Here is a 21684-nt window from a genome sequence, read left to right on the forward strand (position 1 = left end):
CAATTGCTGGGAAGGCAGGACAACCGCAGGAGTCCCTGATGAATGCCAACGAAAGAGTCGCCTTATTCATGCACGAACATCGGCTGACGCTGGTGACCGCCGAGTCTTGCACCGCCGGGCTGATCGCCGCCACGCTGGCCGACATCCCGGGCGCGGGCGCCCTGCTCGATTGCGCGTTCGTGGTGTATTCGGCCGAATCGAAACGGCGCTGCCTGGACGTGCCGCAATCCACCCTGGCCACTCATAACCTGACCAGCGAAGCCGTGGCCCGCGACATGGCGCTGGGCGCCGCGCGCAAAAGTCCCGCCAACGTCGCCGTTGCCAACACCGGCGTCACCGACGCCATCGACGACCGCGTGCCGGCGGGCACACAGTGTTACGCCTGGGCCTTCAAAAGCGGCAACGCCGACGCCAGCCCCATCGTCTACACCGCCACCCGGCAGTTCAGCGGCAGCCGCCAGCGCATCCGCCAGGCCAGCGCCGACTACGCCCTGCAAGGCATCGTCGAACACTTCCTGCTGCACCAGCCGGGCCAGCGATCCTGAGGCAAGGCGGGGGCACGGCGGCCGGGAAGCGGCCAGGCGCTGCCGGAGACGGTCGGGAAGGCGGTCCGCAAGCCCGATTTGTAGGAAATTTCTGTTTCTTTCGTCCGGGCGTTCACGACCGCCTCGGCGTTGCTACGCTTGCCTCCTTCTTCACCCATGGGCCATCCGTCGCCACCGACAGGCCCGCTCCTTGCCACCCCAAGCCTTATCACCATGTCCTCGAATCCACGATTGACGCGCTCCCTCGCTCCCGCGTTGCTGGGCCTGGCCAGCCTGCTGGCTACGGCCCCGGCCACCGCCCTGACCTCCACGCCGGTCCAGATGACACCCGACCAGGTCGCCCAGCTGTATCTCGACGTCATCGTGCACGACAACGCCGACAGCGCCCGTCAGCTGAACGACTACCTGAGGCTGTCCAATGACGGCAAAGACACCTTCGATGTCAACACCGTCAAGAACATGGCGGCCATCCGCAGCGCGCAATTCCAGCAAATGGCGGCCCAGTTGGCAGGCGCCCTGCCCAACGCCAGGCACCCCCGCGTCCTGAAGGACAAGCTGGCCGAGGCACTGCAGTTGCAGCACGCCGCCGTTCAGCAATCGGACTGCAAAGTGCAGTCCAGCAAGATCAAGCCCAATGACCTGCCGCCGGGATATCAAGTCGTGCAGGTCACCTACCAATGCACCATCCCCAACGTGCGCTATTCCTTCGAGGCCGCGCTGAGCAAACTCGCCGCGCCCGATGAAGCCGGCGTGACAACGCTGGTCGACGAATTCCTGGCCGCCCTGCGGCATCCCAAGGGCGTGAAAACGGTGACAGGCAAGAAAGACCTGTTTGCGCCCAGCAGCCAGGGGCCCTGGTCCACCGAAGACTACAACGAGTGGGTCGACCCGATCATTGCGGGGTTTCAACCCTGACGCGGCTGACGCGGCGGCCCGGCGCCGCCGCGCACGCGAAGCCGAACGCCTTGCTGGCCCCCGCCGCCGCCAGGCGCATCGGCGCTGTCGTCCCTCGCGCAGGCATAATGACATCGCTACGCCTTGCCGCGCACTTGATCGACAGGGCGACTGCGGCCCGTCCCCCAACGCCCAGCCCTCGCCCGCCATGCGCCTGATTCAGAGCTTTCCCCGTGCCGTCGCCGCTGCGTTGTTCGGCTGGATATCTCTACTTCCCATCGCCCCAGCCGCAGCACAATCGCTGACGCCCGAACAGATCGGGCAGCTCTACCTCGATTACGTCATCCACGACGACATGAACAGCGCGCGTCAACTGGATGCCTACACGAAGCGCTTCTATCCCGACAAGCTACCCATCCGCGTGGAGGTCTTGCGCAACGTGGACAACATGCGGGAAGGCGCGTACCGACGCGCGGCGGAAATTCGGGTGCAAGCGCTGCTCAATGCCACCGAACCACAGGCGGCGAAGGAACGGTTGATCGAGGCCCTGCGTCTACAGCGGGCACTCGTTTCGCAATCAAGCTGCAAGGTCCTGTCCAAGACGATCAAACCCAATCCGGCGCTGCCCGGACAAAAAATGGCGACCGTCCGCTACGAATGTGTCATTGCCGACATCCGCTATTCGCTCGACGATGCCCTGGCCTCGCTGCCGCCCCATGACGAGGCCGGCCTGCGCGACGTGGTGAACGCCTTTCTCGACGCCGCGCGCCATCCGCAAGGCATCAAGACAGTGACCGGTAGCCAGGAGCTTTACGGTGGACGAGAGAACGGCCCCTGGGACAACGGGGGAGGCCAGGAATGGATCGCGCCGATCCTTGCTGGCTTTCGTCCGTGACGGCTTGCCGGCCACCAAGACTGCGACCAGCCGTCGTTCGACGCATCATCGTGCACCGGGTTCAACGGCGACGAATATTGCATTGTCGAGCTTTTTCCTGATGCGCTTGCGGCCAGCGCTGTGTTCATATCGAAGGATGTCGTCGAGACTATCCAACTTGGACTTGAAAAGCGCCTCCAGTTCGTTGGCGCGTCCGAGCAGCATAGCGATACGGACCACATTCTCAAAGGCCACGTTCTTGCCTGCTTCCAGATTGGAAACCGTATTCGCGGAAATGCCGGCGCGCGCGGCGACATCAGCCTGCGTCAGTTGCTGCGCCAGTCGTTCTTTGCGCAATCGTTCACAAAGCGCTCTGACAATCTCATTGGAACTCGCAAAAGTTAATTCCAAAATATTGGCCCTTAAAGTCATAACTCAAACTTAAGACACAATATTATGGATTTAAATTGTTTGCCCAGGGCAGAATTCCTGTCGAACAAGGCCCATTGCATCCGGACGTTGTCGTGCCCCCTACCCCGCCCCCAACCGCTCCCGAATCAACCCCAGCAACGACTGCCCCGCCGGTGACAGGCTCACGTCGTGACGCCTGACCAGGTAGATATCTCGGACGATATCCGGGCTTCCCACCGGCACCGACTGCAAGCCATAGCCCGCCGCGTCGAACAAGCCGGGCATCACCGCCACGAAATCCCCCGTCTGCACCAGGCCGACCATGGTGGCCAGCTGATCGACTTCGATCTTCCAGGGCAAGACAATGCCGCTGGCGTGCAGCACGCTGTCGATCTGCAGGCGCGTCGAGCTCAAGGGGTGTAGCCCCACCACGGGCAAATCGGACACCTGCGTCCAGGTCAGCGTGCGGCGTCGCGGACGGAAGGCCGAGCCTTTGGCGTACACCAGGTTGTAGCCGTAGGCGGCGGCCTTCTCCACCACCAGCGATTGCGGAAACGACACCACGGTCGTCACGCCGAATTCGACCTCGCCGTCTTCCACCAGCTTGGCCACCACGGTGGCGTTGGCGTCGCGGATCGACAGGTAGGTGTGCGGATGCGCGGCGTAGAACGCGGGCAACACCTTGGGAAACACGGAATAGCCCACCGACGCCACCGTGCCCACCGCCAGGTTGCCGCCCTGCCCCTGCGCCGCGCGCGCCGCTTCCAGCAGGCAGGCGTCCAGCCGGCTGACGGCGGGCAGCACCCGTTCGTACAAGGTGCGGCCGATCGAGGTGACCACCACGCGGCGCGTCGTGCGTTCGAACAGCTTGCCGCCGATGCGGTCCTCCAGCTTGGCCACGCGCCGGCTCAAGGCAGACGTGGTGATGCACAGCTGCGACGCCGCCGCGGTGTACTGGCCGGTGCGCACCAGCGTGCAGAACGCCCGCAGATCCTCGATGTCGTAATTGATTCCCATAGATCAACAATCTTTGATTTTTATTCGATTGACGTAACTATAGGCCGAATCGCAAGCTACGCCCGTCATCGAAAACGGACCTGTTATGCATTGCGACGATATCTGCCTGAAATCCGTAAGCTCGTTCTTTGTCGGCGGCCAGACCGCGACGGTGGCGGGCCTGCCCGTCGAACACCGCAGCATGGTGCTGAACGGCCATCCGCGCGAGGTCGATCCCAACGGTGAGCAGGTCTACGGCCAGATGTACGTACAGGCCTTCCGGCTGGCGCGGCCCCGCCATCCGCATCCCGTGCTGCTGTGGCACGGCGGCGGCATGACCGGCTGCACCTGGGAAGACACGCCGGATGGCCGGCCGGGCTGGCTGATGCGCTTTCTGCAAGCGGGCTACGACGTGCTGGTCAGCGACGCGGTGGAGCGCGGCCGTTCGTCCTGGGCGCGCTATCCCGAGGTCTACGCCGAGGCGCCCGTATTTCGCACCAAGCGCGAGGCCTGGCTGACTTTTCGCATCGGCCCCCGCTATGAGCCGGCGCCCGCGCCGCGCCATCCCTTTCCCGGGCAGCAATTTCCCTGCGACAGCTTCGACCATTTCGCCCGGCAATGGGTGCCGCGCTGGCCGGGCCACGAAGCCATGATCCTGGCCGCGTACGAAGCGCTGGTCGACCAGGTCGGCCCCTGCCACCTGGTGGCGCACAGCCAGGGCGCCGGCTTCGCCGCCGAGATCGCACGGCGTCGGCCGCAGTGGGTGCAGTCGGTGGTCGGCATCGAACCCGGCGGCATGCCTGCGCCCAGCCCGACCGGGCCGCTGCCGCGCCATCTGCACGTGTGGGGCGACTTTATTGAAGCGTCCGGATCGCACTGGATCAATTACCGGCGCCAGGCCGACGCCTACCTCGCCAGCATCCGCGACACCACGCCGGTCAGCGTGATCGACCTGCCGGCCGAGGGGGTCCACGGCAACTCCCACCTGCCCATGATGGACCGCAACAGCGACGACGTGTTCGAGCGGGTCAGGGCGTGGCTGCAGACCTGACGTCCCCGGCTCGGCGCATGGCGACCCTCGATCACAGCAACCCATAACAACACCCCACGGAGACAAACATGAAACCCTTCATCCTGCCCGCACTGGCGCTGGCCCTCGCAACCGGCGCGGCCCCCGTTGCCGCGCAAACCTACCCCACCCAACCCATCAAGCTGATCGTGGGCTACGCCCCGGGCGGCTCGGTGGATGCCTTTGCCCGCCTGGTCGCGCCCAAGCTCGGCCAGGAACTGGGCCAGACCATCGTCATCGAGAACATCGCCGGCGCAGGCGGCATCATCGGCGTCACGCGGGCCGTCAACGCCAAACCCGATGGCTACACCCTGCTGATGGGCATCGTCTCGGACGTGGTGATCGCGCCGCAGGTGCAGGTCTCCGCCAAGTACACCTATCGCGACCTGCAGGCCGTGGCCCCGCTGGGCACCAGCGGCCTGGCCGTGGTGGCCAACCCCAAGCTGGGCGTGCGCTCGTTCGACGACCTGATCCGGCGCGCCCGCGCCGAGCCCGGCCGGCTGACCTACGGCGCCACCGGCGTCGGCTCGCTGCCGAGCATCGCGATGGAAAGCCTGAAGAAGATGACCGGCACCGAGATCACCTTCATTCCCTATGCCAGCGCCTCGAAGATCGCCACCGACGTCATCGGCGGCACGGTCGACCTGGCGGTGTCCGGCCTGCCCGCCCTGCTGGAACTGGTCAAGAGCGGCCGCGTGACGCCGGTGGGCGTGATGAGCCGCGACCGCGACATCGGCAACCCGGACATGGCCTCGGCCGGGGAAACGGCAGCCTTGAAGGGCATGGACTTCTATTTCTGGACGGGCCTGTTCGCCCCCGCCGGCACCCCGGAACCCGTCGTGGACACGGTGAACCAGGCATTCACCCGCGTGATGGCGCAACCCGACGTGCAGGCGCGCTTCCAGGAACTGGGCGTGAAGGTCAGCGCCCCCGCCAGCCCGGCGGAATTCGCCCTTTTTGTCGAGGCCAGCGACAAGCAATGGCGCGAGGCCATCGCCAGCGCCGAAATCCCTCGCCAGTAGGCCGGCACGGGCGGCGCGGCGGCGTCGCCCGTCATTGCGCGGACGGTGGCGGCCTCGCCAAGCCGCCAGCGCCGCAAAGTGGCTATATCAAATAACCCGGATTGGCTATTTTTCACAGATCCAATTGTCTTTAGGATGGCTCGCATCCCAGTCAACCTCGAGCACATCCATGCCAGAACTGACCCCGGCGCTCCGGCAGCGCATCATCCAAGCCGTGGACGCGGGCTTTGCGGCCCAGACCGAACTGACCGCGCAACTGGTGCGCCTGCCGTCGCAGCGCGGTGAAGAAGCCACCGCGCAGGACTTCATGGCGGCGCGCTATGCCGAACGCGGCTACGGCGTGGACCGCTGGAAGATCGACGTCGACGCCATTGCCCACCTGCCGGGCTTTTCGCCGGTGGCGGTGTCCTACGACAACGCCTACAACGTGGTCGGCGCGCACCGCGCCCGCAGCCTGAAGGGCCGCTCGCTGATCCTGAACGGCCACATCGACGTGGTGCCGGTCGGCCCGCTGTCGCAATGGAGCCGCGACCCGTACGACCCCGCCATCGTCGACGGCTGGATGCACGGCCGCGGCGCGGGCGACATGAAGTCGGGCCTGGTCGCCTGCCTGTCGGCCATGGACGCGCTGGCCAGCCTGGGCCTGGCGCCCGCGGGCGACGTGTTCCTGCAATCGGTGGTGGAAGAAGAATGCACCGGCAACGGCGCGCTGGCCTGCCTGGCGCGCGGCTACCGGGCCGACGCGGCCTTCATTCCCGAACCGCTCTTGCCCATGCTGATGCGCGCCCAGGTCGGGCCAATGTGGTTCCAGGTGCAGGTCGAAGGCGACCCCCAGCACGCCTCGGCTGCGTTCACCGGCGCGGGCGCCAATGCCATCCAGAAGGCCATCTTCCTGATCCAGGCGCTGGACGAGCTGGAAGCGCGCTGGAACGGCCGCAAGTGCGACCACCGCCATTTCTGCGACCACCCCCACCCCATCCGCTTCAACCTGGGCAAGATCGCGGGCGGCGACTGGCCGTCCAGCGTGCCGGCCTGGTGCACCTTCGACATGCGTGTGGCGGTGTACCCCGGCCAGAGCCTGGAAGCCGCGCGCGCCGAGATCGAGGCCTTCGTGGCGCAGGCCGCCGCGCGCGACCCGTTCCTGGCCAAGCATCCGCCCAAGGTGGTCTACCACGGCTTCATGGCCGAGGGCTACGAACTGAAGGATTCCGACGAGGTCGAAGCCGCGCTGCGCAGCGCCCACGAGCAGGTGTTTGGCGAGCCGCTGCGCGAGTACGCCACGTCCGCCGCCACCGACGCGCGCTTTTATGGCCTGTACGCCGACACGCCGGCCATCGTCTACGGCCCGGAATGCCGCATGCCGCACGGCTACGACGAAGCGGTCAACCTGGAATCGGTGCGCAAGGTGACCCAGACCATCGCGCTGTTCATCGCCGAATGGTGCGGACTGGAAGAGCGCCCCGCATGAATCGCAGCACCCGCCCCAGCGCCGGCCAGGCGCTGTTCGCCGCCGAGCCCCCGAAACTGACCCTGGCGGACGCCGAGGCCCTGGCCCTGTCCTGCTACGGGCTGACGGCCCGCGCCAGCATCCTGTCCAGCGAACGCGACCAGAACTTCCTGATCCAGTGCGCGGATGGCGCGGCCTATGTGCTCAAGGCCACCCACCCCGCCGAAGATCCTGCGGTCACCGACTTTCATACCCAGGCGCAGTTGTGCCTGATGCAGGCCGGCGGCGAACCACCGGTGCCGCGCCTGATTCCCGGCGTGGCCGGCGACTACGTGCATTGGCACGAAGACGAAGACGGCGCCCGCCGCGCCATCCGGCTGATCACCTATATCGATGGCGTGCCGCTTTACAAGGTGGCCCGCAGCCCCGCGCAGCACCAGGCGCTGGGCCGTGCGCTGGCGCAGTTCGATCTGGCATTGGCCCATTTCAGCCACCCCATGGCCGACCACGAACTGCTTTGGGACCTGCAGCACGCCGACCGCCTGGCCGACCTCTTGCCCCGCATTGCCGACCCCGAACGGCGCGCCCTGGCCGAACGCCACCTGGACCGCTTCATCCGCCACACCCAGCCGGCGCTTGAAGGCTTGCGGCGCCAGGTGATCCACAACGACCTGAACCCGTACAACGTGATGGTCGAACCGGCCCGCCCCGAACGCATCGCCGCGTTGCTGGATTTTGGCGACATGGTGCGCGCGCCGCTGGTGCAGGACCTGGCCGTGGCCGGCGCTTATCTGCTGCAAGACGCGCCCGATCCGCTATCGCCCGCGTTGCGGCACTGCGTGGCCAGCTACCACCAGGCGCTGCCCCTGACCGACACCGAAATCGCCCTGCTGCCCGACCTGATCGCCGCGCGCCACCTCATCACGGTGGCGATCACCGGCTGGCGCGCCGAGCAGCATCCCGAAAACCGCCAATACATCCTGCGCAACAATGGCCAGGCCTGGTCCGGCCTGGCGCGGCTGGACACGCTGCCGCGCCAGCAGGCCAGCGACATCCTGCTGGCCGCCTGCCTGACCCCGATGGAGAGTTTCACATGAGCCGAGACAAAGCCATGCTCAATGCCTTCGACCCCGCGGCCGCCGATGCGCTGCCCGAGGCCGAACGCGCCCTGATCGCCCGCCGCCAGCGCGTGCTGGGCCCGTCCTACCGCCTGTTCTACGACCAGCCCCTGCACATCGTGCGCGGCGAAGGCGTGTGGCTGATCGGCGCCGACGGCCAGCGCTACCTGGATGCCTACAACAACGTGGCTTCGGTCGGCCACAGCCATCCGCGCGTGGTGCGGGCCATTGCCGAGCAGGCCGCCATCCTGAACACCCACACGCGCTACCTGCACGACGGGGTGCTGGACTACGCCGAACAGCTGCTGGCGACCTTTCCCGAGCCGCTGTCGCAGGTGATCTTCACCTGCACCGGCAGCGAGGCCAATGACCTGGCGCTGCGCGTGGCGCGCAGCCACACCGGCGGCACCGGCGTCATCGTCACGCAGCTGGCGTACCACGGCGTGACCTCGGCGGTGGCGGCGGTGTCGCCGTCGCTGGGCCAGGCCGTGCCGCTGGGGCTGGACACGCGCACCGTGGCCGCCCCCGACACCTACCGGCAGGACCCGGCCACATTGGGCGCCTGGTTCGCCGCGCAGGTACAGGCCGCCATCGACGACATGCGCCGCCATGGCATCCGCCCGGCCGCGCTGCTGGTGGACACCATTTTTTCCAGCGACGGCGTCTACAGCGACCCGGCGGGCTTCCTGGCGCCGGCGGTGCAGGCCATCCACGACGCGGGCGGCCTGTTCATTGCCGACGAGGTGCAGGCGGGCTTTGCGCGCACGGGTTCGAAGATGTGGGGGTTTGAGCGCCATGGGCTGGTGCCGGACCTGGTCACCATGGGCAAGCCCATGGGCAACGGCCACCCGATCGCGGCGATGGTGTCGCGCCCGGACATCATGGAACGCTTCGGGCGCGAGGCCCGCTACTTCAACACCTTCGGCGGCAATCCGGTGGCCTGCGCCGCCGCCCAGGCCACGCTGGCGGTCATCCAGGAAGAAGGCCTGCAAGCCAACGCCGCGCGCACCGGACAGTATCTGCGCGAGGGTTTCCGGGCGCTGGCCGAACGCCACCCGCTGATCGGCGACGTGCGCGGCGATGGCCTGTTCATCGGTGTGGAACTGGTGCGCGACCGCGCCACCAAGACGCCGGCCAAGGAAGCCACCCACCGCTTCGTCAACCTGATGCGTGAACGCCGGGTGCTGCTCAGCGCCACCGGCCTGCACGGCAACGTGCTCAAGCTGCGGCCGCAACTGCCCTTCGGACAAGAGCACGCCGACCTGTTGCTGGCGGCGGCGGACCAGGTGCTGGGCGAACTGTAGGCGCGAACATGGCGCGTGGGGCGGTCGCAAGCCTGCGCCGCCCCACGCACCGCCATCTGGACATCAACGCTTGACGCGCCTTGCGGGCTTGGCATCCGTGGCCCGCGCCAACGCCCGTGCAAAGCGCATCACGCCATCATCGATGCGCTCGCACGGCACGCCGCCATACCCCAGCACCACGGCCGGCTGGCCATGGCGAGCGGCATCGGGCAGGTAGGCCGGCTGCCCCAGCACGATGCCTTCTTCGCGGGCGGCATCCGCCAGCCGGGCCACCTGCACCTTGGGCGGCAACCGCGCATACACGTGCAGCCCGGCGCGCGCCTGCGACAATTGCACCGCATCGCCCACGCGCGCCGCCAGCGCCTCGCGCAGCACCGCCTGGCGGCCCGCATACTCGGTACGCAGGCGCTTGATGTTGTGCGAGAAATGGCCATCGCCCATGAAGTCGGCCAACGCCGCCTGCAAGTGCAGCTGGCCCGGCCGGTAGATGCTGGCGGCCGCCTGCGAAAACGAGGCGGCCACTTGCGGCGGAACCACCATGTAGCTCATGCGCAGGCCGGCGAACATGGTCTTGCTGAACGTGCCCATGTAGATCACGCGGCCATCGGCATCCAGCCCTTGCAGCGACGGAATCGGCGCGCCGTCGTAGCGAAATTCGCTGTCGTAGTCGTCTTCGATGACCCACAGCCCGCGCGCCCGCGCCGCTTGCAACAGTTCAAGCCGGCGCGCCAGCGGCATCACCACGCCGGTGGGGTACTGGTGCGACGGGCTGGTGATCAGCAGGCGGGCGCGGCGCGGCAGCTTGCTGGCGGCCAGGTCCAGCCCCTGCTCGTCCACCACCGCGGCATGCGCCCGCACCCCGGCCGCGCCCAGCACCGGCGGAAAGGCCCAGTGGCATGGGCTTTCGACCAGCGCGCTATCGCCCCATTCGGTCAGCAATCGCGCGCACAAGTCCACCGACTGGTGCGTGCCGGCGGTGACGATGACCTGTTCCGGCTCGCACACCACCGACCGCGCCAGGCGCAGGTAATTGGCAATCGCCAGCCGCAGCGGCATGTAGCCCGCGCCGTCCTTGGCGTAGCCGGACAGCGCCAGGTTGGACTTGCCCAGGTGGCGCGACACCAGCCGGCGCCAGAGATGAAACGGAAACAGGCTGGCATCGGCCACGCCCGGCACGAAGGCGCCGGTGTGCTGCGCCAGGCCGCCCGCGCCGCCGGCGATGACCTCGCCGCGCGCCGACAGGCCGGGGCGATGGCGCTGCACGTGTTCGGGGGTTTCGGGCGGCAGCAGCGGCCGGTCCACGGTTTTTTCCACGAAGGTGCCGCTGCCGCCGCGCGCACTGAGGTAGTTTTCGGCGATCAGCCTTTCGTAAGCCAGCGTCACCGTGATGCGCGATATGCCCAGGTCGGTGGCCAGCGCGCGCGACGACGGCAGCCGCTGCCCCGCCACCAGCGTGTGGTCCAGCACGCCGCGCCGCACGATGTCGTAGATCTGCTTTTGCAGCGGCTCGTCGGACTCGCGCGAGAGGGACCCGGCAAGCAGATCGGCGAGCAGGACTTCTTTCATGAAGTGGACCTATGTCTGAACGGATTGTGGCTATACAAGATATAGCCAGTAGTTGCTATCGTCAACGCCGTTATCAGACATCGCCGCGCCGATTCGGCAGCCGCGAAAAACAAGGGGAATTCCTTCCATGAACGACTCCACAGGCCGCAAGCAGCCCGTCCGCGCCGCGGCCGCGGCATTCTTCGGCACCATGATCGAGTGGTACGACTTTTACTGCTACGCCACCGCCGCCGCGCTGGTCTTCGGCGACGTGTTCTTCGCCACCAATGATCCCTTCATGGGCACGCTGGCCTCGCTGGGCACCTTCGCCATCGGCTTCTTTGCGCGGCCCGTCGGCGCGGTGCTGTTCGGCCACGTCGGCGACCGCTTCGGCCGCAAGCAAAGCCTGGTCATCACGTTGCTGCTGATGGGCGTGGCCACCACGCTGATCGGCCTGCTGCCTTCGTACCATTCCATCGGCCTGACCGCCGTGGTGCTGCTGGTGGCGCTGCGCCTGGTGCAGGGCATCGCGGTGGGCGGCGAATGGGGCGGCGCGGTGCTGATCGCCGCCGAACACGCGCCGCCCAAGTGGCGCACCTTCCTGGCGTCCGCCCCGCAATACGGCAGCCCCATCGGCCTGATCCTGGCCACCGGCGTGTTCCGCCTGGTGTCCGACCTGCCCAAGGAAGACTTCCTGTCCTGGGGCTGGCGCCTGCCGTTCATCATCAGCGGCGTGCTGGTGCTGGTGGCCTTCATCATCCGCCGCGGCGTCAACGAAAGCCCGGAGCTCGAAGCCCGCCTGAAGGCGCAGAAAAAGGAAACCACCGCGCCCATCCGCCTGGTGCTGCGCGAACGCAAGCACGCCCTGCTGCTGGGCATCGGCCTGTGCCTGCTCGGCATCTCGGGGTTCTATTTCGTGACCACCCTGATGATCACCTACACCACCACCTACCTGAAGATCACGCGCAGCCAGATCCTGGACGTGGTGACCTGGGCCGGCGTGGTCGAGCTGATCAGCTTTCCGATTGCCTCGTACATCGCCACCCGCATCGGCGAGCGTCGCTTCCTGATCTGGGTCACCGCGCTGTCCACGCTGTGGGCCGTGCCGATGATGATGCTGGTCCTGACCGGCGACATCCAGAACATCGCCATCGGCCTGCTCACCGCGATCTTCCTGATCGGCGCCTACTACGCGGTGCTGGCGCCTTACCTGCCGCTGGCCTTCCCGGTGGAGATGCGCTACACGGGCATTTCGCTCAGCTTCCAGCTATGCGGCGCGATCTTCGGCGGCACCACGCCGCTGGTGGGCCTGTGGGTGGCACACACCTTCGGCCTGACCTGGCAGCCGATGGCGCTGATGTTCGCCCTCATCGCCGGTGCCAATTTCCTGTGCGCGGTGTATCTGCCGACGCCTGAGCGCGAGGCGGCCCGCCAGGGCGGGCGCGGGGTAGCTGCCCAGCACAGCCGGGCCCACTGAACGCAAGCCCCGGCGCCGCGTTACTCGACGCCGGAAAAGAACGCGCACTGCCCCGGATAGCCGGGGCGTGCGTCGCAGGCCTTCAGGCAGCCCGGCTTGCCACCCGGAAAGTTCGCCGCCACCGACATGCCGAAGCCATACGTCGGCGTCGTCACCTCGAAGCGGCTTTCGCACACCGCCTTCGTGCTGTAGGCGAACGTCATGCCCTCGCGCCGGCCGTTGATGGCAAACGCCACCTGGAAGCTGTTCATGCTGTTCCATCCCGGCCGGGGCAGCACGACGAAGCGGTAGCGCCGGGCGTCCAGCCGTTCGCCGAAGATCTTCAGCTGCGCGGACGTCGTGCGGGTCGTGGGCGACGGATACGGCAGCGCCAGCAACGCCCGGGGATCGCCCAGCACACCCAGGTCAAAGCCCAGGCCCTTCTGGTAGAAGGGCACGTCAATGCCGGGATAGCCGGAATACTCCCGCCGCGTCTCCTTCGACCCATATTCATGGCTCTTGGGCGCGTAGTCAGGCGCGCGTGCAAACGTCACGTCCAGCGTCAACACCACGTCCGCCGGGTTGGCGTCCTCGGCGCGCATATGCTTCTGGTAGATATCGGGTTGGCTGGCACACCCGGCAAGCGCCGCGGCCAACACCAGGCCCAACCCGCTCACGCTACGGGACACGACCAGGGACATCACCTCAAGGCTCCTGGCGCGGCGGCGCGGCAAGCACGACGGGCTTGAGGCCTTGGCCAACGAACTGCCACCCGTCCTTGCCCGCCTGCCACTGGAAATGCCGGTTGATCCATTCCGCCTTCATGTTGTCGTAAAGCCGCCGCTGGTCGATACGCTTGCCTTCGCCCAGCGCCTGGCGGGCAAGCTCGGCGCTCTGGTTTCCGGCCGCCCGGAAGGCATTCAATTGCATGGCCTTGGTGAACGGCACGCTGGCATAGGGGCCGTCGTCCGCCACGCTCAAGCGGATCTCGTTGTCCAGCAGCAGCGCGCCATGGCGATTGTCGGGCGACACCGACACCAGCAGCGGACTGGATCGCAGAGACTCCTTGGGCAAGGCATGCTCGAACCACAACACCTGCCCCGTGGACGTCACCAGGGCGCGCGAACCCGCCGTAAACAGCAGCAGATCCTCACGCCCGGGCTGCGCCAGGCCCAGGTCCGGGTCGCGTATGTCAACGGTGGGGCTCAAGACCCGTGCGAGCGGCGTATCGTTCTGCACCGCGATCAGTATCGTGCCCACGCCCATGAAGTCGTTCGACACCGCCAGCAGCACCGGCTGGCCGCCTTGGGTCGGCCCCAGGGCCTTCACCTGGATGAACTCGTACGCATTCAATGGCCGGTAGGGCTTGCCCCGATACTTGATCTGGCGCAAGGTCGAATTCGGATAGCCTTCCAGTTCGAAGTCCCCGCCAATCGACTGGGTCGCCTTCAGGTAATCCGGCGCCGCCGCCGCGGCCTGCGCCCGGGCCGCGCCCGGCAGCAACAGGGCGGCCCCCAGCACCATGCTGGCGTACCGTTGGGCGCCGCGGCGTCCCGATAGAATGGTCTTCGACAAAGAGGGCACGCGATCCTCGGCAGCAGCGCCGCATGAAACAGGTGCCGGCATTCTAGGCCAATCCGGCTTGCGGCCGGAAAGCCGAAGGCGTCAGCCAGCGGCCGGCGCCTTCGCCTCGATCGTCACTTCACGCTGGCCACGGCATCCAGGATCACCTGCGCCACATCGGCCGGGCGCGACTGTTGCGGCACGTGGCTGGCCGGCAACTCGGTCACCTTGGCCTTGATGCGGGCGGCCATCTGGCGTTGCAGCGCCGGCAGGATCATGCGGTCCTGCTGGCTGACGACGAAGTACGACGGCTTGGTCTTCCAGGCCGCGACCGACACGGGTTCGGCAAAGGCCGACGCCTTGATGGGGCCCTGCGTCGCCGCCATGACGCGGGCCTGCTCGGCCGGCACGTCCTGCGCAAAGTCGCGCGCCAATCCCTTGGCCGACAGGCTCAGCCAGCCATGGCTGTCGGCCGCGATGCTGTCCGAACCCGGGGCCTTGGGCGTGCCTTCTGTCAGCGTCGCCACCGACTGGCCGGCCTCGGGCGCAAAGGCGGCCACGTAGACCAGGCTGGCGACCTTGTCGTTCTTGCCCGCCTCGGTGATGACCGTGCCGCCCCAGGAATGACCGACCAGCACGACCTTGCCCGGCTGGTTGTCGATGGCGCGATTGGCGGCGGCGACGTCGCCGGCCAGCGATTCCAGCGGGTTCTGCACGGCCTGCACCTGCACGCCCTTGGCCTGCAGCAGGGCCACCACCTTGGCCCAGTCCGAGCCGTCGGCGAAGGCCCCGTGCACGATCACGACGGAAGGCTGGGCGGCTTGGGCTTGCGACGCCGCGCCGGCCAACAGGCCGGCTGCCAACAGGGAGGCTGCGATAATATGGCGCTTCATGGAATTTCCTTTTGCTTGGGTGCCGAACACCGACGCGGCGTTCGCTGGATGCCAGTGTCGTCTTGCCGCCTGCGCCCCGGTATCGGTTGATTGACCGATGCGCCCTTCCCACACACCTTCCGCCCATGACCGCCGCTAGCGCCATTGAACTCACCGACGCCGTGCTGGCCATGGCCTTCGTCGGCGACCTGAGCATGGGCCGCGCCACCGACCACTCGCGCCGCACCGCCTGCCTGGCCGGCCTGCTGGCCGCCGCGCTGGGGGCCGACGCCGATGGCCAGAACCACGCCCGCGCCGTGGCCCTGTTGCGCTGGTCCGGTTGCACCGCCAACGCGGGCGGCTTTGCCGAATTGCTGGGCGACGACATCGCCTCGCGCGAAGCCATGATGGCCCAGACCCTGCCGCCGCTGGACGCGCGCACGCAATCGATGATCGTGCCGCTGGCGCTGATCCATTGCGAAATCTCGGGCGACGTCGCCGTCAGCCTGGGCATGCCGGACGCTGTGGTGACCGGCCTGCGCCACGCCTTCGAACGCTACGACGGCAAGGGCATGCCGCAAGCGCTGGACGGCACCGTCGTCTCGCGCACGGCGTTCGTCGTCAACGCCGCCAGCGACCTGGAAATTCTCAGCCGCGCGCATGGCCGCGACAGCGCGCTGGACTTCCTGCGGCGCCAGGCCGGCGCCAAGTATCCGGCCGACGTCGCCGCGCTGGCCGTGCAGCACGGGCCGGCCTGGCTGGACGACATCGACGCCGCGCCGCCCGATGCCTCGCAATGGCACCTGGCCGATGGCCGCGCCGACGCGCCGGCGGACCTGACCCTGCTGGCCGACGTGGCCGAACTGAAGCTGCCGTGGCTGGCCGGCTACTCGCGCCGCGTCGCCGCGCTGGCGGTGCAGACCGCCGCCCGGCTGGACCTGGATGGCGACGCGCAGGCGCAGTTGCAGGCCGCCGCCCTGGTGCACGGCATCGGCCGCGCCGCCTTGCCGAACCGGCTATGGGACACGCCCGGTCCGCTCACGCCCGACCAATGGGAACAGCTGCGCCTGATGCCCTACTGGACCGCCCGCGCCGCGCGCCAGATCAAGGGCCTGAGCCAGGCCGCCGACCTGGCCTCCTATGCCTACGAGCGGCTGGATGGCAGCGGCTATTTTCGGGGCGCTTCAGGCGCCGCGCTGACCCTGCCGCAGCGGGTGCTGGCCACCACCGTGGCCTTGCAGGCCCTGCTGGAAGACCGCCCGTGGCGACCCGCCCATGCCTTGCCGGACGCCGCCCGCATCCTGCGCCAGGACGCCGCGGCCGGCCGCTACGACGCCATGGTTGCCGAAGCCGCCATCGCCGCGGCCGGCGGCGACGTCAGCGCCGCCCCGCGCCGCGCGGCCTCGGCGCTGTCGCAACGCGAGTTGGACGTGCTGCGCCAGATCAGCCTGGGCGCCAGCAACAAGGAAGCCGCGCGCGCCCTGAACATCAGCCCCAGCACCGTGCGCACCCACGTGGAAAGCGTGTTCCGCAAGCTGGAGTGTTCCACCCGCGCGGCGGCCACGCTCAAGGCATTGACGGCCGGCATCCTGTAGGCGGCTGCCGCCGTCACCCCCCGGCAATCGCCCGCAGCGCGTCGTAGGTTTCCTTTTCGTCCTGGTTCTCGCCGTAGTCGCTCAGCTTTACGATCACCACGCGCCTGGCCGGATCGATGTACAGGTACTGGCCGTGGATACCCACCGCCGCGAAATCCGGGCTGCCCTGCGGATCACGCTGCCACCACTGCGCCGAATAGCCCCAGCCGTCCACCGGATGCGTCGGCGGCCGGGCGATGCGCGCGACCCACTCAGCGGGGATGACGCTCTGCCCGCGCCCCGCCTCCAGCACCTGCTGGCCGATGCGCGCCACATCGCGCGCCGTGGCATTCAGGCAGCAGAACGCCTTTTCGGTGCCGCCCGGCGTATCCAGGTTCCAGGTCGCCAGCGCCTCGGCCCCCATCGGCCGCCACAGGCGTTCGGCCAACAGGTCGGCCAGGGGCCGGCCCGTCACGCGGGTCAGCACCATGCCCAGCAGCTGCGTATCGATGCTGCGGTAGTCGCCCTGGCTGCCCGGCACGAAATGCATCGCGCGATGCGTCTGCACATAGCCGGGCAGATCGCGGGTCAGGTACATCCGGGCCGTGCCCGTAAAGGGCCAGTAGGGCCGGTAGTTTTCCGCCACGTCGATGCCCGACGCCATGTCCAGCAACTGGCCCAGCGTGATGCGGTCGTAATCGCCCGCGCCGGCCAGTTCGGGCAGCAGCGCGGTCAGGCGGTCGTCTTCGCGGATTTCGCCGCGCGCAATCGCCTGCCCCACCAGCAGCGACACGACGGACTTGGCCATCGACCACGACGACAGCCGCGTGGACGCATCCACGCCCGGCCGGTACCACTCGTAGGCCACCCCACCCTCGCGCAGCACCACGAACGCATTCGTGGCGGTGCCCGCCAGGAACTGCGCAAACGGCAGCTCGCCGCCCTTCCAGGGCACCACGGCCGGCATCGGCTGCGGGCGTGACGGCAACGCGGACGCTTGCGCCGGCGCCGCCACCTCGCGGACCGGAAACAGATCGCCGCGGCGCGACGGCGCCGAGATCTCCAGCCGCAGCAATTGCGGCGGTGGCGGAATCTCCATCACGGCGGTCGCCCCATAGGCCGCCGCCACCAGCGCGGCCAGCCCCAGCGCCAGCCACAAGACCGTGCGGCCGGGGCGGGAAGATGTCGTGCGGAAAGCGGGTGCCGTTGCCATGGCGCGGATCATGCCAAGTCCGGGCGCAATGCACAACCGTGCGCAGGTTTTCTCCCCGCACGGCACCGCCGGGCGCCCGGACGATCAAGAGATTTACGTCCTTATGTATCCGCGCCCCCGGCCCGTACATTGCGACACCCTTCGCGCCCTTGGGCTGGCTACAACGTCCCTGCCCCCCATCCCCTTCCGGAGACCCCGACCATGCCCGACCCGATCGACACTCAACGCCGCCGCCTGCTCGGCACCACCTCGGCCCTGGCCGGCGCCAGCCTGTTGAACCTGGGCCTGAACGCCAAGGCGCTGGCCGCACCAATCGCCGCCAACGGCACGCCATCGGCCGCCAGCACCACGTTCAGCGCCATCCGCCAGATTCGCGCCGGCGACCTGGACATCGGCTATGTCGACGCCGGCCCGTCCAGCGGCCCGGTCGCCGTGCTGCTGCACGGCTGGCCCTACGACATCCACAGCTTCATCGACGTCGTGCCGCAACTGACCGCCGCCGGCTATCGCGTCATCGTGCCGCACCTGCGCGGCTACGGCACCACCCGCTTCCTGTCGGCCGACACCGCCCGCAACGGCGAACAGGCCGTGGTGGCCGTCGACATCATCGCCCTGATGGACGCCTTGAAGATTCCCAAGGCCGTCATCGCCGGCTTCGACTGGGGCGCGCGCACCGCCAACATCATGGCCGCGCTGTGGCCCGAGCGCTGCCAGGCGCTGGTATCGGTCAGCGGCTACCTGATCGGCAGCCAGGAAGGCAACCGCAAGCCGCTGCCGCCCGAAGCCGAATTCCAGTGGTGGTATCAGTTCTACTTCGCCACCGAACGCGGCGCGGCCGGCTACGCCGCCAACGTGGACGCCTTCAACAAGCTGATCTGGAAACTGGCCTCGCCCAAATGGGACTTCGACGATGCCACCTATGCGCGCAGCGCCAAGGCCTTCGCCAACCCCGACCACGTCGCCATCGTGATCCACAACTACCGCTGGCGCCTGGGCCTGGCCCAGGGCGAAGCGCGCTACGACGAGCTGGAACGCCGCCTGGCCGCGGCCCCCAAGATCGCCCTGCCCACCATTACCCTGGAAAGCGACGCCAACGGCGCGCCGCACCCGCCCCCCGCCGCGTACGCCAGGCAGTTCACCGGCAAGTACCAGCACCGCGACATCACCGGCGGCATCGGCCACAACCTGCCGCAGGAAGCGCCCAAGGCGTTTGCCGATGCGGTGTTGCAGGTGACACGGCTGTAGGGACCGACACGCGGGGCAAAGGCGTGCACGATACTCAATGCGTACATTGCCCCGCATGACCGAAAACAAAGTACAGGCTGTATTTTCGTTTTACAAACGCTGGGCTGTAGGGCGAAAGCCACAAAGAACGGCCTTGAACAATGACCACGCACAGTGGTCACGAGCAGTTGCGATGCACACGTCACCCGCACAATGCAGCATTTTGGCAGGCCCGCATTGACAACCGGCATTGCCCCGCCTTAGGATGGCGCCCTGCTTTTCACGCAGCCTTCTTTTCACCCCCTTTCTTTCCGAGTGCAACCGTGTCTGCCATCCGTCAATTCGCCTAATCGCCGACGACTTCCCTTTCCGGGTAATCGCGGTCTGCCTGTCCGTCTTTGCGGCTCGACGCCTGCGTCTTGAGCCTCTCGCACGGCAGGCGCGGTTCCGGAAAGCGCAACACACACTCGCCTCCCCTTCCCCGTCAGACCGCGTCGTCGGCTTCCCCACTTTGCCTGGAGAAGTTCCATGACGCCCGATCCGCGCGCGCACGCGCAATCCTTCGACCTCTATCGCTACCCCCGCACCCCGCACCTGGAAGGCTCGCGCCTGCAGGACGGCGACGAGGGCCACGACCACGTTCCCTACCGCCACCTGCAGGGCCAGTTCCTGGTGGTGGAAGAAAAGCTGGACGGTGCCAACACCGGCATCAGCTTCAGCCCGGCGGGCGAACTGCTGCTGCAATCGCGCGGCCACTACCTGGTCGGCGGCGGCCGCGAACGCCAGTTCAATTTCATCAAGGCGTGGGCCCAGGCCCATGCCGACTGGCTGCTGCAACGCCTGGAAGACCGCTACGTGATGTACGGCGAAACAATGTCGAAGAAGCACTCGGTGTTCTACGACGCCTTGCCGCATCACTTCTTCGAATTCGACGTGCTGGACCGCCAGACCGGTGAATTTCTGTCGACCGCGGCGCGCCGCGACCTGCTGGCAGGCGGCCCGGTGCTGTCGGTGCCGGTGCTGTTCGAAGGCATCGCGCCGACCCGGCTGGCCGCCCTGAAGGCGCTGCTCCAGCCCTCGCTGGCCAAGACCGCGCAGTGGCGCAACGCCTTCGAGGCAACGCTGCGGCGCGAAGGCCACGATCTGCCCATGGCCTGGCAGCAATGCGACAAGTCGGACCTGTCCGAAGGCCTGTACATCAAGGTCGAATCCGGCGGCCAGACCGTTGCCCGCTACAAGTGGGTGCGCGCGGATTTCGTGCAGGCCATCCTGGAATCCGACAAGCACCATTCCGAACAGCCCTACGTGCCCAACCTGCTGGCGCCGGGCGTGGACCTGTACGCCAGCCAGCCGGCTGTCGACTGGGACACCCTGCGCGCGGCCGCCCCACACTCGCCGGAGGCATCATGAACTACGAACACCTGCGGGCCCTGGCGCCCGCCCCCGACCAACAACCGGACTTCGCGGCCTGCCTGGCGGCGTTTCCGGCGCTGGAGCTGGCCAAGACCACGCCGCAAGACCCGCGCTACCACGGCGAGGGCGATGTATGGACCCATACGCAGATGGTGGTCGAGGCCTTGCTGGCGCTGCCGCAGTATCGCGAGGCCAGCCGCGGCGACCAGGAAATCGTCTTCCTGGCCGCGCTGCTGCACGACATGGCCAAGCACAGCACCACCGTGATCGACCCGGTCACGGGCGCCATCGGCCAGCCGGGCCACTCGCGCAAGGGCGCCATCGACGCCCGCATCGCGCTGTGGGACGCGGGCGTGCCGTTCGCCGTGCGCGAAGCGATCTGCCGGTTGATCAGCGTGCACCAGGTGCCGTTCTACGCGCTGGCCGGATCGCGCCGCGGCAAATCGGCGGAATTCATCGTGCGCGAACTGTCGTGGCAGCTGGACATTCGCTTGCTGGCGATGCTGGCCGAAGCCGACATGCGCGGCCGCGTCTGCGCCGACCAGGGCAAGGTGCTGGACAACATTGCGCTGTTCTGCGAAGTGGCCCGCGACGAAGCCTGTTTCGGCCAGCCTCGCCACTTTGCCGATGCGCATACCGCCGTCAGCTATTTCCGCGGTGCGCAGGTGCACCCGGACTACGCCTTGTTCCAGGAGCCCGGGTCCAAGGTCATCGTGATGTCGGGCCTGCCGGCCAGCGGCAAGAACAGCTGGGTGGCCAGGCATCATCCCGACCTGCCGGTGGTGTCGTTCGACGACGCCCGCGAAGCCCTGGGCCTGGCCCACGGCAAGAACGAGGGCAAGGTCGCGCACTTGGCGGTGGATCGCGCCAAGGACCTGCTGCGCAGGCGCCAGCCGTTCGTGTGGAACGCCACCAACCTGAGCGAACTGATGCGCAAGAAGACGCTGGACTTGCTGTACAGCTACCACGCCGAGGTGGACCTGGTGTACCTGGAGCAACCGCGCGCCGAACTCCTGCGGCGCAATACCCGCCGCGACACGTCCCTGTCCAACAAGACCTTGACGGCGATGCTGCATCGCTGGGACCTGCCGCTGCCCACCGAGGCGCACCGCGTGGTGTACGCGGTGTAGCCCGGCCGCCCGCG

Annotated in this window: 20 protein-coding genes; 13 read left to right on the forward strand and 7 right to left on the reverse strand. The window is 67.8% G+C overall.

Going from position 1 to position 21684, the window contains the following annotated elements:
• Positions 1-38 precede the first annotated feature (38 nt).
• From ACUDP5_RS20125 to ACUDP5_RS20135, 3 genes are all read left to right on the forward strand, one after another.
• Entirely contained in the window at positions 39-545 is a 507-nt protein-coding gene (locus ACUDP5_RS20125) for a CinA family protein (protein ID WP_445657023.1), read from the forward strand.
• Positions 546-776: 231 nt separating this feature from the next.
• A complete protein-coding gene (locus tag ACUDP5_RS20130) occupies positions 777-1460 on the forward strand; it encodes a hypothetical protein (protein WP_263913589.1) in 684 nt (227 codons plus the stop codon).
• Between the two features lie 187 nt (positions 1461-1647).
• Positions 1648-2334 carry a hypothetical protein gene (locus tag ACUDP5_RS20135; RefSeq protein ID WP_445657024.1) on the forward strand — a complete coding sequence of 229 codons (687 nt, stop codon included), beginning with the start codon at positions 1648-1650 and terminating at the stop codon, positions 2332-2334.
• A 45-nt stretch (positions 2335-2379) separates the two neighbouring features.
• On the opposite strand, the gene ACUDP5_RS20140 is transcribed toward ACUDP5_RS20135, so the two are convergent.
• Both ACUDP5_RS20140 and ACUDP5_RS20145 read right to left on the reverse strand, forming a co-directional pair.
• On the reverse strand, positions 2380-2670 hold the full coding sequence (locus ACUDP5_RS20140; RefSeq protein WP_445657025.1) for a helix-turn-helix domain-containing protein: 291 nt from the start codon (positions 2668-2670) through the stop codon (positions 2380-2382).
• Positions 2671-2844: 174 nt separating this feature from the next.
• Positions 2845-3741, reverse strand: a complete 897-nt coding sequence (locus ACUDP5_RS20145; RefSeq protein WP_445657026.1) for a LysR family transcriptional regulator — start codon at positions 3739-3741, stop codon at positions 2845-2847.
• An 85-nt stretch (positions 3742-3826) separates the two neighbouring features.
• On the opposite strand from ACUDP5_RS20145, the gene ACUDP5_RS20150 reads away from it, so the two are divergent.
• The 5 genes from ACUDP5_RS20150 (at position 3827) to ACUDP5_RS20170 (ending at position 9680) form a co-directional block, all read left to right on the forward strand.
• Positions 3827-4771: an esterase gene (locus tag ACUDP5_RS20150; protein WP_263913586.1), complete on the forward strand. Its 945-nt coding sequence runs from the start codon at positions 3827-3829 to the stop codon at positions 4769-4771.
• Positions 4772-4839: 68 nt separating this feature from the next.
• Complete coding sequence (locus tag ACUDP5_RS20155) at positions 4840-5811, forward strand: tripartite tricarboxylate transporter substrate binding protein (protein WP_263913585.1); 972 nt, start codon at positions 4840-4842, stop codon at positions 5809-5811.
• A 169-nt stretch (positions 5812-5980) separates the two neighbouring features.
• Positions 5981-7279 carry an ArgE/DapE family deacylase gene (locus tag ACUDP5_RS20160; protein WP_445657027.1) on the forward strand — a complete coding sequence of 433 codons (1299 nt, stop codon included), beginning with the start codon at positions 5981-5983 and terminating at the stop codon, positions 7277-7279.
• Positions 7276-8355, forward strand: a complete 1080-nt coding sequence (locus ACUDP5_RS20165) for a phosphotransferase (RefSeq protein ID WP_445657028.1) — start codon at positions 7276-7278, stop codon at positions 8353-8355. The genes ACUDP5_RS20160 and ACUDP5_RS20165 overlap by 4 nt, the downstream gene beginning before the upstream one ends.
• Positions 8352-9680: an aspartate aminotransferase family protein gene (locus ACUDP5_RS20170; protein WP_445657029.1), complete on the forward strand. Its 1329-nt coding sequence runs from the start codon at positions 8352-8354 to the stop codon at positions 9678-9680. Before ACUDP5_RS20165 ends, ACUDP5_RS20170 begins: the two co-directional genes overlap by 4 nt.
• A gap of 63 nt (positions 9681-9743) precedes the next feature.
• Here the strand turns inward: ACUDP5_RS20170 and pdxR are convergent, their stop codons facing one another.
• Positions 9744-11246, reverse strand: coding sequence for a MocR-like pyridoxine biosynthesis transcription factor PdxR (gene pdxR, locus ACUDP5_RS20175; RefSeq protein ID WP_263913581.1), 1503 nt, complete (start codon positions 11244-11246; stop codon positions 9744-9746).
• A 127-nt stretch (positions 11247-11373) separates the two neighbouring features.
• Between pdxR and ACUDP5_RS20180 the strand changes: the two genes are divergently transcribed.
• Positions 11374-12702, forward strand: a complete 1329-nt coding sequence (locus tag ACUDP5_RS20180; RefSeq protein WP_445657030.1) for an MFS transporter — start codon at positions 11374-11376, stop codon at positions 12700-12702.
• 20 nt (positions 12703-12722) lie between these two features.
• Here ACUDP5_RS20180 and ACUDP5_RS20185 read toward each other — a convergent pair whose 3' ends face one another.
• The 3 genes from ACUDP5_RS20185 to ACUDP5_RS20195 form a co-directional block, all read right to left on the reverse strand.
• Entirely contained in the window at positions 12723-13382 is a 660-nt protein-coding gene (locus ACUDP5_RS20185; protein WP_445657031.1) for a hypothetical protein, read from the reverse strand.
• A gap of 4 nt (positions 13383-13386) precedes the next feature.
• Positions 13387-14265: a hypothetical protein gene (locus ACUDP5_RS20190; RefSeq protein WP_445657032.1), complete on the reverse strand. Its 879-nt coding sequence runs from the start codon at positions 14263-14265 to the stop codon at positions 13387-13389.
• 113 nt (positions 14266-14378) lie between these two features.
• Positions 14379-15137, reverse strand: coding sequence for an alpha/beta hydrolase (locus ACUDP5_RS20195; protein ID WP_263913578.1), 759 nt, complete (start codon positions 15135-15137; stop codon positions 14379-14381).
• 125 nt (positions 15138-15262) lie between these two features.
• Here ACUDP5_RS20195 and ACUDP5_RS20200 point away from each other — a divergent pair, with 125 nt between their 5' ends.
• Positions 15263-16711: an HD domain-containing phosphohydrolase gene (locus tag ACUDP5_RS20200; protein WP_445657033.1), complete on the forward strand. Its 1449-nt coding sequence runs from the start codon at positions 15263-15265 to the stop codon at positions 16709-16711.
• A gap of 13 nt (positions 16712-16724) precedes the next feature.
• Here the strand turns inward: ACUDP5_RS20200 and ACUDP5_RS20205 are convergent, their stop codons facing one another.
• On the reverse strand, positions 16725-17903 hold the full coding sequence (locus ACUDP5_RS20205; RefSeq protein ID WP_263913576.1) for a beta-lactamase family protein: 1179 nt from the start codon (positions 17901-17903) through the stop codon (positions 16725-16727).
• A gap of 201 nt (positions 17904-18104) precedes the next feature.
• Between ACUDP5_RS20205 and ACUDP5_RS20210 the strand changes: the two genes are divergently transcribed.
• The 3 genes from ACUDP5_RS20210 to ACUDP5_RS20220 all read left to right on the forward strand — a co-directional run bounded on the left by ACUDP5_RS20210 (position 18105) and on the right by ACUDP5_RS20220 (position 21670).
• Complete coding sequence (locus tag ACUDP5_RS20210) at positions 18105-19148, forward strand: alpha/beta hydrolase (RefSeq protein ID WP_263913575.1); 1044 nt, start codon at positions 18105-18107, stop codon at positions 19146-19148.
• 507 nt (positions 19149-19655) lie between these two features.
• A complete protein-coding gene (locus ACUDP5_RS20215; RefSeq protein ID WP_263913574.1) occupies positions 19656-20537 on the forward strand; it encodes an RNA ligase family protein in 882 nt (293 codons plus the stop codon).
• Positions 20534-21670: an AAA family ATPase gene (locus tag ACUDP5_RS20220; RefSeq protein WP_445657034.1), complete on the forward strand. Its 1137-nt coding sequence runs from the start codon at positions 20534-20536 to the stop codon at positions 21668-21670. Before ACUDP5_RS20215 ends, ACUDP5_RS20220 begins: the two co-directional genes overlap by 4 nt.
• Positions 21671-21684: the final 14 nt, after the last annotated feature.

This window comes from Achromobacter sp. NCFB-sbj8-Ac1-l, assembly GCF_052695805.1.